This window comes from Flammeovirga sp. SJP92, from assembly GCF_001583495.1.
In the GTDB taxonomy this organism is placed as follows: Bacteria; Bacteroidota; Bacteroidia; order Cytophagales; family Flammeovirgaceae; genus Flammeovirga.
The window spans coordinates 387,493-406,179 of sequence record NZ_LQAQ01000061.1 but is presented as its reverse complement, the minus strand read 5'-3'; the positions used below and the strand labels follow the sequence as shown (position 1 = coordinate 406,179).

16 protein-coding genes are annotated in these 18,687 nt (G+C 34.4%); 7 read left to right on the top strand and 9 right to left on the bottom strand.

All coding sequences use genetic code 11. The features are described 5' to 3' along the window. Positions 1-54: 54 nt before the first annotated feature. The 4 genes from AVL50_RS14365 to AVL50_RS14350 all read right to left on the bottom strand — a co-directional run bounded on the left by AVL50_RS14365 (position 55) and on the right by AVL50_RS14350 (position 3,053). A complete protein-coding gene (locus tag AVL50_RS14365; RefSeq protein WP_062617177.1) occupies positions 55-621 on the bottom strand; it encodes a hypothetical protein in 567 nt (188 codons plus the stop codon). Positions 622-789: 168 nt separating this feature from the next. Next, positions 790-1,785, bottom strand: a complete 996-nt coding sequence (locus AVL50_RS14360; RefSeq protein WP_062617176.1) for a hypothetical protein — start codon at positions 1,783-1,785, stop codon at positions 790-792. A 329-nt stretch (positions 1,786-2,114) separates the two neighbouring features. Continuing rightward, positions 2,115-2,492, bottom strand: a complete 378-nt coding sequence (locus tag AVL50_RS14355) for a DUF1987 domain-containing protein (protein ID WP_062617175.1) — start codon at positions 2,490-2,492, stop codon at positions 2,115-2,117. A gap of 6 nt (positions 2,493-2,498) precedes the next feature. Further along, positions 2,499-3,053: a SiaB family protein kinase gene (locus AVL50_RS14350; RefSeq protein WP_156152342.1), complete on the bottom strand. Its 555-nt coding sequence runs from the start codon at positions 3,051-3,053 to the stop codon at positions 2,499-2,501. Between the two features lie 280 nt (positions 3,054-3,333). On the opposite strand from AVL50_RS14350, the gene AVL50_RS14345 reads away from it, so the two are divergent. From AVL50_RS14345 to AVL50_RS14330, 4 genes are all read left to right on the top strand, one after another. Then, on the top strand, positions 3,334-4,425 hold the full coding sequence (locus AVL50_RS14345; protein ID WP_062617174.1) for a DUF1573 domain-containing protein: 1,092 nt from the start codon (positions 3,334-3,336) through the stop codon (positions 4,423-4,425). Positions 4,426-4,428: 3 nt separating this feature from the next. Next, a complete protein-coding gene (locus AVL50_RS14340; protein ID WP_062617173.1) occupies positions 4,429-5,331 on the top strand; it encodes a hypothetical protein in 903 nt (300 codons plus the stop codon). Between the two features lie 3 nt (positions 5,332-5,334). After that, on the top strand, positions 5,335-6,111 hold the full coding sequence (gene murI / locus AVL50_RS14335) for a glutamate racemase (RefSeq protein WP_062617172.1): 777 nt from the start codon (positions 5,335-5,337) through the stop codon (positions 6,109-6,111). A 145-nt stretch (positions 6,112-6,256) separates the two neighbouring features. Then, a complete protein-coding gene (locus tag AVL50_RS14330; protein ID WP_062617171.1) occupies positions 6,257-7,822 on the top strand; it encodes a M20/M25/M40 family metallo-hydrolase in 1,566 nt (521 codons plus the stop codon). Positions 7,823-7,909: 87 nt separating this feature from the next. On the opposite strand, the gene AVL50_RS14325 is transcribed toward AVL50_RS14330, so the two are convergent. Then, a complete protein-coding gene (locus AVL50_RS14325) occupies positions 7,910-8,485 on the bottom strand; it encodes a hypothetical protein (RefSeq protein ID WP_062617170.1) in 576 nt (191 codons plus the stop codon). 280 nt (positions 8,486-8,765) lie between these two features. On the opposite strand from AVL50_RS14325, the gene AVL50_RS14320 reads away from it, so the two are divergent. Continuing rightward, complete coding sequence (locus AVL50_RS14320) at positions 8,766-11,093, top strand: arylsulfatase (RefSeq protein ID WP_082795822.1); 2,328 nt, start codon at positions 8,766-8,768, stop codon at positions 11,091-11,093. Between the two features lie 22 nt (positions 11,094-11,115). On the opposite strand, the gene AVL50_RS14315 is transcribed toward AVL50_RS14320, so the two are convergent. The 4 genes from AVL50_RS14315 to AVL50_RS14300 are packed head-to-tail and all read right to left on the bottom strand — an operon-like array spanning position 11,116 to position 15,809. Further along, entirely contained in the window at positions 11,116-12,084 is a 969-nt protein-coding gene (locus tag AVL50_RS14315; protein ID WP_062617169.1) for an AraC family transcriptional regulator, read from the bottom strand. A 58-nt stretch (positions 12,085-12,142) separates the two neighbouring features. Then, positions 12,143-12,742: a hypothetical protein gene (locus AVL50_RS14310; RefSeq protein WP_062617168.1), complete on the bottom strand. Its 600-nt coding sequence runs from the start codon at positions 12,740-12,742 to the stop codon at positions 12,143-12,145. Continuing rightward, the gene (locus AVL50_RS14305; protein WP_062617167.1) at positions 12,742-14,364 is read right to left on the bottom strand and encodes a hypothetical protein; all 1,623 of its coding nucleotides are present in this window, start codon (positions 14,362-14,364) and stop codon (positions 12,742-12,744) included. The genes AVL50_RS14310 and AVL50_RS14305 overlap by 1 nt, the downstream gene beginning before the upstream one ends. Further along, positions 14,364-15,809, bottom strand: a complete 1,446-nt coding sequence (locus tag AVL50_RS14300; RefSeq protein WP_062617166.1) for a DUF6175 family protein — start codon at positions 15,807-15,809, stop codon at positions 14,364-14,366. The genes AVL50_RS14305 and AVL50_RS14300 overlap by 1 nt, the downstream gene beginning before the upstream one ends. Positions 15,810-15,974: 165 nt before the next feature. Between AVL50_RS14300 and ppk1 the strand changes: the two genes are divergently transcribed. Continuing rightward, positions 15,975-18,095: a polyphosphate kinase 1 gene (ppk1, locus tag AVL50_RS14295; protein WP_062617165.1), complete on the top strand. Its 2,121-nt coding sequence runs from the start codon at positions 15,975-15,977 to the stop codon at positions 18,093-18,095. Further along, positions 18,095-18,583 carry a regulatory protein RecX gene (locus AVL50_RS14290; protein WP_062617164.1) on the top strand — a complete coding sequence of 163 codons (489 nt, stop codon included), beginning with the start codon at positions 18,095-18,097 and terminating at the stop codon, positions 18,581-18,583. Before ppk1 ends, AVL50_RS14290 begins: the two co-directional genes overlap by 1 nt. The last annotated feature ends 104 nt before the right edge of the window (positions 18,584-18,687 follow it).

Below are 18,687 nucleotides of genomic sequence, written 5' to 3'. Positions count from 1 at the left end.
CCATTCACTTTTATCAGGATAATACTAAATATCTTCTTATTTCATAGGACCATTCTACTGATTTTCTTCAACTAATTTTCTCTCTTGTCGTCTTTTCTGAATTAAACGTCGAGCAGCTTCAATAGCTTCAGGTACCATAGTGTTTTGGTGGATTATCAATTTTAATTCATCAGAGTGCACTTGGTTGTATTTTTTCTCAAAGAATTGAATTTGAAATTCATTACTTTCCACTATTTCTTCTTCACTTTTCTTATGGAAACTTCGAAAATTATCCATGAGGTTTTTGTTTGCTGAGAGATGAAAAATAAATAATGCCAACGATGATATATCTATAAAAGATACATAAAAAGTGAAAGAATAAAATTGGGTAAGTTGAAAAATACTAGTCATTAGTACTACAGCAAATACATGCTTCCAGTAATCAATTTTCAAGAAAAGAAGTAAATACGTAATTGATACACCGGTTATAGCTAAAAGGTATTTGATATTGATAGAAAGGTGAGAGCCTTTGGTAATGGTTTCATCTTGATACATAGTGAGGTTAATCTCAAGAAAGTACAAGATTGATAATAAGGTGACAATTCCTAACGGAATAAATTGCATTAAATTTTTAGCTTTCATGTTTGGTCAGCAGTCTTATTAATAGATTCGAGTAAATCTAAGAATAATACTACTTCATTTCAAACTTACCCTCTTTCAAAAACTTACAATGCATTTAATTACAGTGTCAATAACTTTCTAAAAATTAAAGTCATCGAAAAATATATCTCGATGACTTCTTGAAAAAGACTAGCTCAACCAATCTGATAAAACGTTGATAAACCGAGGGTGAATTAAATAACCCACAGAAGCGTGAGGATTCGATTTTCCATCCTTAACGGCGAGATTGTAGATTTTATCCTTTTCTTCTAAAAAGTTCTCTTTTTTAATAAGGTTAAGATCAATCATTTCTTCAAAATCGTCTGCAATATGACTATCGTGACATATGTAATCGTCTTCTGCCGAAATGTTGATCCATTTATGAATAATGGTAGGGTATTTTCGTTTTTGATCTTTTGAAACCAGTTCTTGCTCAAGTTCTCTGTTATCACAATTTTTGGGTCGAGAATAGACACGCAAGCTAGTACCTCTGAGGTTATCTTTTACATGTATATCACCAAGAGGAGAGCCTAAAGTGACAAACAGATTTACCTTATTATTCCCAATATTAGCATTGAACTCATTGAGGTGTGATAGTTGCCATAACACATCATAACTAATGATGGTGCCAAGGCTATGAGCAATTAGCATAATCTCGTCTCCTTGTTGTAGGTATTTTCTTAGAGGATAAATTAACCTTTCTTGAACGAGGTTATTGAACTCAGAATCCTTGTTCCAATATTCTATGACATCTGGAGCTTTTGTTTTTATAAGTGATTCTCCAATATTAAATAAGTTAAGAGAAGAAGAGAAGAGATCTGCAAGTCCCTCATTGATGTAGCCGAAGTTGTGAAGCTCATCATATTTTTCTTTAGTGAAATCTTTAGCCTTATAGGTTTTTAAGGTTTTCAATGTCTCTTTCCTTAATTTGTCATCTTCATATTTGTTACTGAAAAACCTTTTGTTTGTGATGTCTCCATAATAAATAAATTCCTTCTCACAGTTTTCAAATTTTTTAACCATGTCATCATCGATGTCTCTTTTCAATCCGTGGGCAATAGCATCATACCATATTGTTCTAATTTGTTCTTTTCTTGGTTTTTGGGCACGTCCATGAATTATTAAAATTCTCTTTTTTGGGCTCATAATAATGGTATTTTAGTTAGTAGTGAAATCTTTGGGTGTTCCTTATTAAATATACAAATAAATCTGTTGTTAAAATAATAAAATAGGTTAGGTAAGTTTGCCAAGAAAAAAAGAAGTGAATGCTGTTATATCGGTTCTGTTTTTATTAGAAAGTAACCTAAACCGAGTTGCTTAGTATTGTAGTTGTGTCTGATTTATTCTGCAAAAAGCTATACCATAGCTAAGAGGTTGAACTTTGTGTTACTAGAGAATGTGATATAAAATTTTGGGCATAAAAAAAGGTGAAAAGATTGATATCTTTTCACCCTTACTTAAGTGATAAGCGTGGATTAATAAGGTAGTAAGTTAAATGTAAGTTCAACGTCATCAGCGTATTCCTCACCACTTTCTAACATGTCCACATCATTTTCTTCATAATACCAATTTACAACAACTTGTCCTTCTTTGTTGTTTTGGTATTCTTCAAGCAGCGTCAGAATCTCTAAAAACCTTCTAGATGAAGATGTATTAAAGTATGACATCTTGAAATTCATCGTAATTTCTTTTCCCGACTCTTCTAAATAGTCTTCAAGCCAGCTAAAAATAGGACCAAAAAATTCTGTGGTATATTCGTGATACGATTCCCCTTCTATCTCTAAAACTCCTGTTTCAGCATTGAAATCAATTCTCGGAATATAAGTTGATCCGTCAATATGGAAGTTTTCCATGCTATTCTAATTTTGTAGTTCCTTGTTAACTCTAACCGATAATATAAAAAATGATCTGGTCTCGTCGTACTCTTTTATATTAATTTCAATCGGGTTACCTGATTTACGAACCATGTCAATAAATCCTAAGTTTGCCCCTGGCTTTCCCTCTCTTTGAGGTGCCTTACGTTGCTCACGATAGAATTCTTTTAGTTTTTCAGGTGATAGTCCATTGATGTAATTAGCCCTTTCAATCAAAGGGGGAACTTCTGTCTTGACTATACAGTTTCCCGAAGTAATTATATAATGATGATCATCTTCTGCTATTGCTACAATTCCCACGCCAATATCTCTTCCGTCCTTCTCTGAGTACTGTTTTTCTGCAGAATAGTGATGAATATTTTGTGCCATTTCAATTACTATTGCAAAAAGGCGTTTTGCTATAACTCTACTTTCGGGAGTGTTGCGTAGACTTTTACCAATCAATGCAAGTACATCCTGAGAAAAAATTCCCTGGAATGCAAGCGATATTTTTTTCATCGCTAATTGCTGCTTGAAAGTTTTTACGCTAAAATGTTCCATGTACCCCATAGATATCCTTGGTATAATGCGTTAATTTCGTTAAAAAAATTCCTAATAATCAATAAGCTTCCGTAATATAATTACATGAGTTTGCGAGTAGATCAATAGTATCTAAACTCAATAATACTATTTTTTTTGTAAATATTTAAGAACCAATAAGATTATTATTATTTCTTTTAAAAAGCTTATTACTATAACGTCAAAAAAAGATTATCAGTATATAAAACTTATCTTTATTTTTGCAATTAAAATACCAAACACGAAATTTTAAGTCTTAAAGATGAAAAAGATATATATAAGTCTATCATTATTAATTTTTTCCTGCTTATTTAATCCATTATTCGCTCAATCTAAAATCGTTTTTGATTCTCTTGTACACGATTTTGGAGACATCAAAGAAGAAGATGGAGATGCCGAAACGATCTTTGATTTTACCAATCAAGGAAATAAACCATTGAAACTGACAAGTGTAAAGGCAAGTTGTGGTTGCACAACTCCCAACTGGTCAACGGATGAAGTGGCAGTAAAAGGAAGGGGATATGTACAAGTAAGTTATTCTACAAAGAATAGACCGGGACCATTTACAAAGACTATTTCTGTGAGAACCAATGGCAATCCACAGGTATTAGTGCTGACTATTAAGGGAAATGTGATTCCAAGACCAAAAGGCCCTAAGGATTGGTATCCAATGGAAATTGGCAATTTAAGATTTAAAACTACTCATATTTTAGTAGGTAATATTTTAAATACTAAAAAAGATACTGTGTCTACTATTATTTATAATCAAGGTGTATCCCCAATCAATATTAAATATAATGAGGTGAAGGTTCCTGATTACATTAAAGTATGGGGTACTAAAAACAGATTGGGATCTAAGGATACGACAACAGTCTACATCAGTTATGATGCTTCTATGAAAGATGACTATGGCTATTTATTTGAATATTTTCAGTTGCCGACTTCCGATTTGGAAACACCAAAAAAACGTATCAATATCAGTTCACATATTAAAGAGGATTTTTCAAGCTTAGCAGAAGATGGGAGTACACCTACTGTGGAGTTTGATAAAATGACACAGCAATTGGGTGAAATGAAAGCTTTGGATAAAAAATCGGTAGCATTTACAATTTCAAACACAGGTACTTCTGAGTTGATTCTGAGAAAAGTAAAGGCCAGTTGTGGTTGTACGGCTACAAAACCTCAAAAGACAACTTTGGCACCGGGTGAAAGCACAAAATTGGATGTTACTTTTACGGCGGGTAATTATAATCGTCAAGTAAAGAAGTCGATTACAATTATCACTAATGATCCAAAGAAACCTGAAAGCACATTGTATGTTGAGGCAGATGTGAAATCTACGGAAGGAAACTAAGAAATGACAAACAGAATAAAAGTATTGATAGGAGTGAACCTGTTGCTGATTGTGGCAATAGGTTTCTCTTTTGTTGATTTTTCAACAGCAAACAAACCAGAAAATGTAGCCTTTTTTAAGGTTGAAAACCTAGGTGATATCACCCAGTTTGATATTGATGGGCACTCTATTCAAAAATTAGAAGATGGGAGATGGGTCATGGATGAAATCGTGGATTTATCTCCTCAGAAAGTAGGTATGTTGTTTCAGGCTATTCAACAGACTAAAATTATTGAAACAAAGGAAAAAGGATTAGATAAAGGAAAAGAAGTAGTGATCTATATTTCTAATATTCCGGTCTTTAACGCTAAAATTCAATCAGAGAGTGATGCAGTGTCATTTGGTGAGATCGATGGAAAGACATACGCCATTGAAGTGCCAGGTCAGTTTGTCAATTTAGAGAAAATATTTTCCCCTACAGAAGCAGAATGGAGGGATAAGACCATTTTTAGGACTTCATGGAAGACATTGAAGTCCTTTGATATACAGTATGATAGAAATCCTGAAAATAATGTTCTAATTACATTCGGGAAACAATTTTATGATGTTAGGGGAGTGGATAATTTAGATTCTGCAGCCGTTTATCAGTTTATTACTGCATTGCCAAATATCAAAGGAAACCACTTTGAGGTAAGAGAATCTTTTATTGCTGATACAGTTTCAAAATACAGACCTTTCTCAAGAGTAGTGTTAGAAGAGCTTGTTAAAGCTTATAATGTTGAGGTTGGAATTTATCCTTTTGAAAATAAAGTGTTTGCTTATTTTCCAAAAACAAAGGAAGTGGCGGAAATCGATTCTAAGCAGATTCAAGATGTGCTCGTCTCTTGGCATTTCTTTGATGCAAATGATCCCCGCAAAAGAAAATAAGTTATGATTGCTTTCTTCGATTCTGGTTTAGGAGGGTTATCCGTTTGGAAAACATTTCAAGCACAATATCCTAATTACACTACACTTTATTATGCGGATCAGCAGTACATACCTTATGGCTCAAAAACCAAGGAGGAATTAATTGAAAGAGCGGTAAAGATTACAGATTTTTTCATTGAAAATGGAGCAAGTATCATAGTAGTTGCTTGTAATACCGCCACTGCTGCTGTCATCAAATCACTTAGAGCACAGTATAACATTCCTTTTGTTGGTATGGAACCTGCCGTAAAACCTGCTGCGTTATCTTCTAAAACCAAAGCCATTGGGGTTTTAGCCACAGAAGGAACGTTTTCTGGAGAACTATTTAAACAGACCAAAGAGAAGTTTACAAAAGGTGTAAATGTCATTGTTCAACCGGGTTATGGCATGGTGGAATTAGTAGAAGAAGGTGCTGCAGGTACTTCAAAATCACTTGATGTGCTTACTCCTTTGGTAACGCCAATGATCAATGAAAATGTGGACCAGATTGTATTAGGCTGTACACATTATCCTTTTTTGAAAGAAGATATTCAAAAAATAGTAGGTGAAAAAGTCAACTTAATTGATCCAGCGCCTGCAGTAGTGAAGCAAATCAAAAGATTAATGCCCAATGTGACGAATGAAGAAAAAGTCATACATCAATTTTTTACATCAAGTCCCGACTTGGTATCATTCAAGGCGGGAGTAGAAAAATTAATTGGTAATAATAACAGCGTAAATTATTATACTTCTTCCATTTAATTTTCATGAGTTAAAACAAACTGAATAAATAGGAGTAAAGCACTGTATAGATGTAGTGAATAATGTTGCTCTTTATTAACTAAATTTCATTTCATCTTCCCATTAAAAGCCCGACCTTTCGACTGTTAAACATACACTTGTCGAAATGAAAAAATTATCAACCTACACAATTTTATTAACCCTATTATTTATACAATCGCTTTCACAAAGCTTTGCCCAGTCGCCGAAAGAAAAAGGTTTGGAGGCTATTGATGAGGGTGTAGTAGCATCTACCCTAACTTACCTTTCTTCTGATTGGATGGAGGGAAGAGAAGCAGGAAGACCAGGAGCCTATAGAGCGGCGGAATATATAGCAAGCATGTTTGAATTTATGGGATTAGAGCCTGCTGGAGACGTTGTCAATGGTAAGGCAACTTATTTTCAAACTTTTGATGTTTTAGAATATAAAGCGTCAGAAAACCAGTATTTATCGATCAAAAATCAAAAAGGACAAGAGTTTTCCTTTACAAATCATACCGATTATGAAGTTAAAGCGGCCCCAAATAGTATAAATGGCCAAGGATCTCTTATCTTTGTAGGCTACGGAATACAGGTGGATTCATTAGGCTACAATGATTTCGCTAAAAAAGAACTCAAAGGAAAAATTTGGGTGAGACTAAAAGGAGTTCCACAAGATGGAACAGTTGGTAATGTTATTAACGATTTACCCCAAAAACAAATTCATAAATTAAAAGAAGAATTAGCAAAGAAATATGGTGCATTGGCAATTATTGAAATTGAACCGGATGGAAAACTACCTCAGCATGCACACAATATTCCTTTTAGAGATAATAGGAAATATTACGAGGGAGATAGACCATTATCTTCATTTTACGATACAAGGTTATACAGTCCTATAAATGAAGTGAGTGCGATACCACCTTTATTTATGGGAGGAGAATATATTATGGCATCACTGATTGAGAAAAGTGAAATTGAAGCTTACAGGGCTTCGATTAATTCAGGTAAACTATATAAAGCGTCTTTATTGGCTACAGATGCTACCTTTAAAGCAAATAGTGATGTGGAAAGAAAAAGAGTGAGAAATGTAATGGCCAAAATTGAAGGTACAACACCGGATAGCTTGGTGATGATAGGAGCTCATTATGATCACTTAGGAAAAAGAGAAGGATACGTTTGGAACGGTGCGGATGATAATGCTTCTGGCGTGGCAGCTATATTGGGTATTGCCAAAGCAGCAAAGGCTACAGGCGTAGCACCTAAGAAAACGATGCTTTTTGCAGCTTGGACAGCTGAAGAAAAAGGATTGCATGGTTCAAAACATTTCTTGAGAAACTTTGAAGATAAGTCCAAGATCAAAATGTATTTGAATTTTGATATGATTGGTAGAAGAGGAGATTGGCATAGTAAGGATAATCAAGTAAGCTTTATTTATAATGCTGAGAACCCTTCTACATGGGAACTTAATGCCCAGAATATTGAAAAATATAATATCAACCTTGAAATGTTTGATGGCAAAACGAAACAAGGAGAAGCAGGAGGTTCAGATAATGTGAATTTTGATAAAGAAGGAATTCCTTATTTCTGGTATCATACTGGAGGTCATGAAGATTACCATCAAGTTTCAGATCATGCAGATAAAATCATGATGGATAAGGCAACAGAGATTACAAAATTGAGTTATTTGACAATTTGGGATATGGCTCAATAGAGTTCATATAAACCAAAAAAAGAAGAGTCATCCTATGTAAATAACAACAAGGGATGACTCTTTTTTTATCATTGAAAATGGATTTCACTAGTTGATTTTTGCCAGCATTTCCATTTCTTCTTCCAATTTGGCTTTTTCTTTTAAATCTCTCACTTTCTCCTTTTGTGCTTTTTTTACTGCTTTCCATTCTTTACCACTGACTACATGCGTTTTATCGGCTTTTTTCATTGTCAAAATTGCTTGAGTGGTAGGAATAGGGGCAACGGCACAAAACAGAGGATTGGCAGTAACTGCAAGTGTCCATCCAGCTACAGCAAAGGTTTGTGATGTACGTGATTTTTTATATCTCTTCGTGTTATAGTATTCCAGAACATGCTCGTCCATTTCTTGTATCATAAGATTGTACTCTTCAATAAAATCGACTGTCTTGTCATAAGTATCTAATGATTCATATCTGACATATTCTATCTCTTGAACAGGTATTTTATGGTATTCTTTATCTCTTTTATATACGATCTCTGTTGAAGTAGATTTCTTTTCTTTCAACTCAGCTTTTGTCAATGAAACAAGGTCTCCATTTTTCATATGAAGATTAATATTATCGGCTTCTGTTGGAATAGAAATAGCAGAAACGATAGCTTGAGTAAGTACTGCGATTGGCATGATGTTTTTAATTTAATGCTTGTAATCTTTACATAAGTATACGCAAATGTTTAATTGACAACATTGTATATTAGGTCAAATGTTTTACTTATTAGCTCAAAATGACTTGCTTTTACTCCTTTTATAGGTGGAAATGTAGTTTGTTTAGTATTAATCATTAATATATATGATTGTTATTGTAGACAATTTGAGCATAATTTGATGTTGGTTGATCATTTTTTGAAGGCCCAAGAAAAGTCAATTTGATTCCTTTGTATTAGACGAAAAACGAGAATCAGATATGAAAAAAATTACTTCAAAAATGATTTGTGGACTCTTGAGTATGTTCACACTTTTATCGGTAAATGTTTTTGCACAAGAACAAATACCCCAACCCATTCAAGAATTTAAAGGTAAAATCGGAAGAACTTATGCAGAGTCAGAATCCGATTATCCTCAGCCTGTAAAACCAAAGGCAGGATCGCCAAACGTGATCGTAGTAATGCTGGATGATGTTGGATTCGGTCAGAGTTCAACTTTTGGTGGTCCAGTAGAAATGGACAATTTGGATAAACTTGCTGATGAGGGATTAACCTATACAAGATTCCATACTACTGGTATGTGTAGCCCAACTCGCGCCGCTTTATTGACAGGTAAAAACCACCATGAAGCAGGTTTCGGGGTGATTTCAGAATTATCCACTGGTTTCCCAGGCTACAATAGTATCTGGCCTGATGACGCAGCTTCTATCGCTCAAATTTTACAAGGTAACGGTTACAGCACCTCCGTTTTTGGTAAGTGGCACAATACTCCTACTTGGGAAGTGACACCTAATGGACCTTTTGACCGTTGGCCGACAGGTTTAGGTTTTGATTATTTCTATGGTTTTAATGGTGGAGAAACAAGTCAATGGGAACCGGATTTATACAGAAATACAACTCCTGTAGATCAACCTTATTCGCCAGAAGAAGGATATCATTTGACAGAAGACTTAGCAGATGATGCAATCCGTTGGATGAAGACACAAAAGTCAACGAACCCTGATCAACCATTCTTCTTATACTTCTCTACAGGTGCAGCACATGCTCCATTACAAGCACCTGATGAATATATTGCAAAGTACAAGGGTAAGTTTGATAATGGTTGGGATGCCATGCGAGAAGAAACCTTCAACCGTCAAAAGGAAATGGGGATAATCCCAACGAATACAGAACTGACAGAGCGACCTGAAGTGTTAGAAGCTTGGGATTCGTATTCTGAAGATGAGAAAAAAGTATTGGCTCGTCAAATGGAAGTTTATGCAGGTTTCTTAGATCATACAGACCATTATGTAGGTGAAGTTTTAAAGGCAGCAAAGCGTTTACCAGGAGGAGAAAACACAGTAGTGATTTATATTGTGGGTGACAATGGACCTTCAGCAGAGGGAAGTATGACAGGAACAAGTAATACTTTTTATACTTATAACGGTTTAGGAGGAGATTCTTTCCAAGATCAATTAAAAGGTATTGATGAGTGGGGAACTGTAGAAACCGAACCTCATTATGCAGTGTCATGGGCATGGGCTGGTTCATCGCCTTTCAAATGGATGAAGCGTGTGCCTTCTCACTTTGGTGGCACAAGAAATGGTTTGGTGATTTCATGGCCTGAAGGTATTCAAAACAAAGGTGAAAAGAGAACGCAGTTCCACCATGTTGCAGACATCACGCCAACTATTCTTGAGATCACAGGAATTGAGCAACCTAAAACAGTAAATGGTTTTGAGCAGACTGAAATGTCAGGAATTAGTATGGCTTACACTTTTGAAGATGAAGAAGCGAAAGGACAAAGAACAACTCAATATTTTGAGATTGAAGGTTCAAGAGCCATTTACCATGAGGGTTGGGTAGCCTCTGGTTTCCATGGAGTTCCTTGGGTACTATCAGGTTCAAAAGGGTTTGATGATACGAAGTGGGAGTTGTATAATATTGAAGAAGATTTTTCACAAGCCCATGACTTAGCGGATCAATATCCAGAAAAAGTGAAGGAATTAGTAGCACTTTTTGAAGACGAAGCAGAGAGTAAAGGAGTTTATCCTATGGATGATCGATTTATTGAAAGAGTTGTTGTTCCTGATCGTCCTTCATTAAATAATTCAAGAACAAAGTTTACTTATTATGGCCCTATTGAAAGGGTGACATATAGTGCCTCTCCATCAACACCAAGTAGAAGCCACGATATAGATTTAAAAATAACGCACAAAAAATCTGACGAAGGTGTTTTAGTAACTGACGGTGGTGTTGAGGCAGGGTATTCACTTTATATCAAAGACAACCGATTACACTACACTTATAATTTCTTTGGAAAAAAACATACACATATTATTTCTGAAGAATTACAAGAGGGAGAGTTGGAAATAAAAGTGATCTATGACCAAATTTCAGGAGTGAAAGGAGGAGCAGCAAAAGTGACTTTAGAGTCGAAGAAAAAGGTTTTAGCTTCAGGCGAAATACCAAATACTGTACCTGTCATTTATAGTGCTACAGCAACTTTTGATGTGGGTAAAAATACAGGTTCAAGCCCATCACCTTTATATCATGGAGATTTTACTTATACTGGCGACATTCAGCTTGTAGAGTTTACTCTGAAATAAGGTAGCCATAATGACTCTACTCTCAAGGAGTAGAGTCATTATTTCTTAACTGATTAGGGGTGATTTTATATTCTTTTTTAAAAGTTGTTCCAAAATGGGCTACTGATACGAAACCTAAGTCAATACTAATTTCAGTAATACTTTTATTTGAATATTTAATCTGTTGATAAGCTTCTAATAATCTATGTTGATCAAAAAATTTCATCACAGTGGTGGAATAAACAGTCGTAAAATCCCTTCTTAGTTTAGAAACACTCAAATGAAAATGTTTAGCAATTTCTTCTAATTTAGGTTTTCGACTAAAATCCTCTAAAATGTATTCTCTTACATCAAGCATCGTTTTATAATCCTCAGGGTGAAGTTTGGGGTCACTTTTAATTTCTTGTTCCTGTTCTTTCAAGACAGTGAATAATCTCCCAAGAATTTCAAACAGTTTCGAAAGGAAAATGGTTTTTTTGAACTTTTCTTCTTCATTGAAAAAGGATAATTCTCGGATCACCGTTTCAATTTCTGGGATCAAAGGATAGTAGATATAACTTTTGATTACTCTATTTTTAAAACCTTCAAAGTCAGATTCTTCAATAAACCAAGTTTTCAAAAAGTCTATTGGACACTTTACCGCAAACCATTCATACCAAATATCAGGGTGGAGTTGATTTTCATAAAGAAAGTTGACATCGTAAATGAATATCCCTTTACGAACGGCTGCTTTCATATTATTTTTCTTATCAAAGACACCTTGATATCCAATGCGTATAGTGATGTAATTTTCTTTATGAGTACCAATGCTTTCATAGGTAAGTCTTTCTGTACATTTCAGTTTCATCAAACCCACTATAATATCATTAGGATAATTGAAATGAGTAGCTTTACAATTGATCTTCTCATTTTCAATGACCATTGATTCTCCATTCCAATTTCCGCCATAAAGATCACTGATGTATTTATATACAGCATGTGGTGTTATATCATCTCCTTCTAACTTATGCATGCTTGAATTTACAAAATTTAGAGTATGAAAAAGAAGGTATTAAATATTCATTATCAAATTAATTTTGAGGCGTTTTAATGTTATCCTTAAGTTGATTGATTTCAGCTGTAAAGTCATCTCTATAATTTTTATGGACTCTTTTAAGGTAGATATAGTGTTTTTTTCTTTTGTCCTCTTCAATGATTTCGAACTTATCCTCATTCACTAAAGTAATGCTTTTGATATCTCTTTTGTTGATGATTATTGTTGAACTCAAAGAGTCTCGAAAAATTAAATGGTCAACAGTGATTTCAGCATTGAAAAACTGCTTTTTGTTTTTAAGTAATAGGTAAATTAGACCTAAAAAGAAAGTAAAAATTAGCGTGTATCTTAAATAAACATCTTGATGGGACTTGAGTATTAAAAATATAAACCACCATACACCTAGTTTTTCAGTTATTCCAAAATAGAAAGAATGGTAAGGGTATATTTTTCCATGATATTCACTCTGAAAGATTTTCGAACCGATAAAGGTGTCTATATCAAATAAGATATGAGTGACGATGAGCAATGGAAAGCTCCAAGAAATCAGTTCAAAACGTCCACTTTTATAGGCAATAAAAGCACCGAATAAAAGAATGATTGAATCAGTAAGATAGATGAGTTTCTTATTTTTCATTATAATTCATCAAGACAGGTATTAATGATTTCTTCAGGATAGTCATTGAGTTTAAGAATTTCAATAGCATTGAATCTACTCAGTTTTCCTTTCTTTAATTTGTGGTCAAAGTAAATTTTTTCATCTTTTACGATTTCGGAAAAATGCCAAAGTTCATATCGGTCTGATTGTAATTCTGTCAATTCCAGATCATGCGTTGCCACGAATGTATAATGATTACCTTTGGATAAGTAAGATAATATCGCATTGGCACTTTTGATACGTTCTATTGTATTTGTTCCTTTGAAAAGTTCATCCATTACAAATAAGCTTGGAGTAGATTCTTGGGAAGCCTCAACGATTTTTTTGATAGATTTTACCTCTTGTAAATAGTAAGAGGTGTTTTCTTTTAAACTATCATTGATTCTAATGCTCGAATAAATCTTAAAGTAAGGAGCATTGTAATGTTTGCCAAAACAGAAATCAAATGTTTGAGCGAGTAGCGCATTGATAGAAACCGTTCTTATGAATGTTGTTTTTCCAGACATGTTAGATCCTGTCAGTAACATTCCTTTTTTATTGAGTGAAAATGAATTGGGGGTACAATCTTTTAATAAGGGGTGTACTATTTCTTCAACATGAAAGTGTTTTGAAAAATGAGACTGACATGTAATTAATTCACCAGATAGTACATTAGCAATAGATTGAGCAGCATCAATTTGACCTATATATTGAAAGAGTTCATCTATAGTATTCTTATGTTTCTCCAGTTTTTGTATACAACTATAAAATGCAATCACTTCTACATTGAACAGAATTTTTAAGAGTTCAATATTCCAAATCAACAATTGGGCAATTGGATCTTGGTCATTGTCAGAAGTGAATTGGATGAAGTAGGAGTAAATTTTTAGTTTCTTGAGCTCTTTCGTAGAGACATTGTTTATTTCATTTTCAAAATAAGGCTTTAGCTTTGATTTCACTTTAAGCATTTTGAATAAAACGGAGAGTCCTTCACTGTAATGATCAACATTTTTCTTATTAACATAGTGCATTGCCATATTGATAATAAATAAAGGAATCACTAGCAATAATAATGGTGAATGCCATATTGATAGGACTATTGAAATAAATGTAATAATGCTACTCAAAAAGCAAAACCAATAATAAGGTGGAGCCTTGATATGTGGGTCATGAATAAGCTTTTCTACATAATACCCTCTAGGTGTTGCCAACTGTTGTAGGATTGATTGAATTTGGAGCCGTTCCTTTTCTTTATGTTGAAAGAATTGAACAAGATTAGAAAAGTTAGATTTTTTGTGAGGGTACTGAATGGTTAGAAATTTATAATATAAAAACTGTTCTCCTATACTCGATAGGGTCCTATTGATAAACCTAAACACTTCATGAAGGTCAAGATCAACAATTGTATTTTGAGATATTGACTGATAAGAGGTTAAATGATGCCCTGTTTTTAAAAAATACCTTTCCGTTCTATCAAAGTTAATATACCGGTCTTTATCACTTGTTCCCCAGTTTTTTATCAGTGTGTTGTATTTCTTTCTTTTTTCTTTACGAAGTTGATAATACTGAAAAATAAGAAAAATAGAAGCAAAGAAAAAGGTGATAAATAGTAATGAATCCATTATCTCTGAATTAAAATAATATCCTCATCCCCGGTCATTTCAGGCGTTTGTTCTCTATTGTTTAATCGTCTTGCCATGTAAGGCACATTATCAACAATATAGGCTTTCATCTCTCCTAATGTCACTTTTCTGTCTTTATTTGTATCTGCAGCACCTTGTAATCCTTTCAAATAATAATACGTGAATAGTGAATGGTACTTTTCATTATACCAAGAAGAAACTTGTTCTGAAGCGGCGGAAGTAAGAATGACTACGTTGTCATCTCTGAGTACTTTATTTTCTGATTTGATAAATACTGGCGAAATGTTTTTCAAGAGCATACCACCCTCAGAACTGCCACTGAAACAGGCATCCACTACAATAGTGAGGGATTTGTAAGGTACCAAACTCAAGTTTTCATAAAAAGTGTCTAAAGAATATCCATTGAAGTGAATCAAGGAAGGATCTGTATCTACAGGTACAAAATAACCTTTGTTGGTCTCAGGGTTGGGAGCTCCATGGCCTGAATAATAGATATAAACATCAGATACATTTGGCTTTACATAATTGAAAAGCTTTCCTTTAGCATTGCCCTTAATACCGAAAATTGCATTGAAATCGGCCTGTGTTGCATCTTCTACATAAATGATATTACCCTCCTTAAAACCCAGTCCATTTTTCAGATAAGACTTCATCACTTTTGCATCATTTCTAGCAAATTTTACTTCAGGTACATCGTTGTTTTTGTAGTCTCTATTACCGATGATTACAGCAATAGCATTTTCATTAACCTTCCCATAAGAAGGAATATTTTTGTCTACATCACTCAATGGGAAGTTGTCAACTGCTTTTGGTTTCACCTTTTTCTCTTCCTTGACCTCAATGGTATTTTCCTGTTGTGCAAACATTGTTTTTTGTGAAGGAGAGATGGAAGGAATACTGAAGCTTGTTAAATCTACTTTTTGTCCACTTGATCTGGCCCAGTTACACTGCTTGACAAATTCTTCAAAGTTGGCTTCAAACAAGCTGTGCGTAAAATCTTTGATATTGGAAGAATAACGTTTTTTGGAAGTTTCCTTAAAAGCCACCAATACGTCTGAAGAAGCGGCATCTCTGAAAAGAAGGTACAATTCAAAATAGTTGCCCTGAGAGGTTTTGTGTAATTCGTAAGACACCTCAATGTATGTACTCTGCCAACCTCCCAAAAGTGCAGATTTGATTTTGGAGTTGGAAAGATGGCAAGCATTTTCAGATTGTACTTTACGCATAGGTGATTTAGTATCGACTACATTATACGCATTGTATTTATAAATTTCCTCAATGGCTTGAATGGCCATTTTTGTATTGTATACATTATAATTATCACAGAATGATTCACTTTCCTGTGTGTAAGGGAAGACAATAATGGAATTTTGAGCGAAAGCAAAAATGGGAATAAACAGTAATAATGATAGTATCGATTTCATTTAAATATATTAAATATTTGTTTTTTTGTTGTTCAATTTAATGATGAAGATAATGAAATAATTTTACAATAAACTTACAATCAGGTAATGCTTTTGCCATTAATAAATAGTAATTTTGAATAACAAATAACATATATATCCAAAAAATCCTATACACCGTAATTTATGATAAATCAAGAGAAGATAGCAGCACTAATCAACAGTAGTAATTACATCAGTAGAGATTTAAGCTGGCTTCAGTTCAATTATAGAGTTTTATACCAAGCACAAATGTCTTCGAGAACAGTTTTCGAAAGACTGAAGTTTTTGGCCATTACGGCTTCAAACTTGGATGAATTTTTTATGATTCGTGTAGGGTCGCTTTATAATTACATTGATTACGGAAAAAGGAGAACGGATTACTCAGGGTTAAGGGAAGATCAATTTAAACAAAAGCTATTTGAAGATATTCATGGTTTCTCAAAGCAACAGTCACAATTACTGTTGGAAGAGCTGCAACCTGAATTTGAAAACAATGGCTTCAAGATTTTGGATGTAAAGGATCTGAATGATCATGAGAGAGAGCATGTAGACCAATATTTCAACAGAATGGTTTTCCCTATGCTTACTCCGATGGTTTATGATACTTACCATGCTTTTCCTGTTTTACAGAATTTGCTGACCATTTTTGGTGTAGTGACAACGGATAAGAGAGAAGTAACAGGAAATAGAAGAAAAATATCATTTGTTCAGATACCTAAAAACCTTCCTAAGTTTTTCCAAATAGAAAGAGAGGATTATTGGGTATTTGTACCTATTGAATCTATTATCGAGGCACACATCACACGTCTTTTCAGAAATGTTGAAGTAGAGTCAGTAGATTTATTCAGACTAACAAGAAACGGTGATTTCACTTTGGATGAAAGTGACGATTTGGATACGGACTTTTTAAATGAATTAAAATCAAAATTAAGAACGCGTAAAACGGGTAGGGTTGTGAGAATGGAAATCACAGCAGACCCAAGTCCAATGTTAAGAGAAGTCTTAATGGAGCGTTTTGATATAGATGAAGACAATATTTTTGAATCTCCAGTATTGTTGGATCATACAAGATATTGGCAGATTGTAGGTCATAAGGCATTTGCCTATTTACAACCTACGTCTCCTCAGTTTACTACTCCTGTAGCAATGCAGAGCATTAAGAAAGGAGACAGTGACAATATTTTTGACCGCTTGAAAAAGCAGGATATTTTTCTTCATCATCCATACAATAGCCCAGACACAATGTTGGAGCTATTGGAGGCAGCAGCAGATGATCCTAAGGTATTAGCGATCAAAATGACAATTTACCGCCTGGCAAAAGACTCTAGAGTAACGAAAGCTTTATTGGCTGCGGTAGAAAGTGGTAAGCAAGTTTCGGTATTGTTTGAGGTGAAAGCTCGTTTTGATGAGGAAAACAACTTACAGGAAGCAAAGAAATTACAAGAGGCAGGGTGTTTTGTAATTTATGGTATGTCAGCTGTGAAAACTCATACAAAGCTGATGCTTGTGGTAAGAAATGAAGGTGATCAAGTAACAAGATATGCTCACTTGGGTAGTGGCAATTACAATGAGTCTACAGCAAAATTGTACACTGATATTGGTTTATTGACTTCCAAAGAAGCATATGGAGAAGATGTATCAGAATTCTTCAACGCCATTACAGGTCACTCTCAACCGAAACGCTATAATCAAATCCTTACAGCACCTCGTCAGATGCGTAAAGGTTTTATCAATTTAATTGAACAGGAAGCTAAAAATGCCAAAGATGGTTTGCCGTCAGGAATTGTTATTAAAGTCAACTCATTCCAGGATGATAAAATGATGGATGCACTTTATGCCGCATCTCAAGCAGGTGTAAAAGTTCACTTAATTGTAAGAGGAATTTGCTGTATCCGTCCAGGGCGTGAAGGATTGAGTGAAAATATTACTGTGAGATCAATCGTAGGTGATTTCTTAGAGCATACGAGGTTGTTCTATTTCCATAACAATGGAGAGCCAATTGTATATGGAGGCAGTGCCGATGCAATGACAAGATCATTTGACAGAAGAATTGAATCACAGTTTGAAATTGTAGATCCATTGTGTAAAAAAGAAGCCATCAACATCCTAGACTTCAATTTGAAGGATAATGTCAATAGCTTCGTAATGAATGAAGACGGATCTTATACTAAACAGAAAATCAAAGAAGGCGACCGTTCGTTCAATGTCTTCAATGAGTTCTATAATGTAACTCAGAAAGTAGTCAACAAATCAAAAATATTTTAATGAATTATACCTATCAGCAGATTCTACCCAAAATAGCCGCGTATTGTTCCTATCAAGATCGTTGTCAGCAAGAAATTGTGAACCGATTAATAAAGTGGGAATATGACGAGGAAGATATTCCAGAGGTTTTAGCATGGCTGAAGGAGAATAAGTTTTGGGATGAAAAAAGGTATGCTTCTTCTTTTGTAAGAGGCAAATTCAGAAGCAATAAATGGGGGAGACGCAAAATTCAGATGGCTTTACATCAGAAGGGCGTCTCTCCTTCTTTAGGAAAAGAGGCCTTAAAAGAGATCAATGAGGAGGAATACTATGAAGTGGCTTTAGGTATTGCACTCAAAAAGGTGGAAAGACTCATAGAAAAAGGGGAAGAAAACCACTTGGTTAAAGGTAAAGCACTTCAGCATTTAGCAGGTAAAGGTTTTGAAACAGAAGTCTGCTATAATGCGGTGGAAGATGCACTTTTCGAAGTGAAAAATAAAGAGGAATAATGAATTCTTCTAAAACATAGAGGAGGCGAATTGAAAAGAAAATTTTGATTCGCCTCCTTATTTTTTATCATTGGAGTGATGCTAAATTCTCACTTTACAAGAAA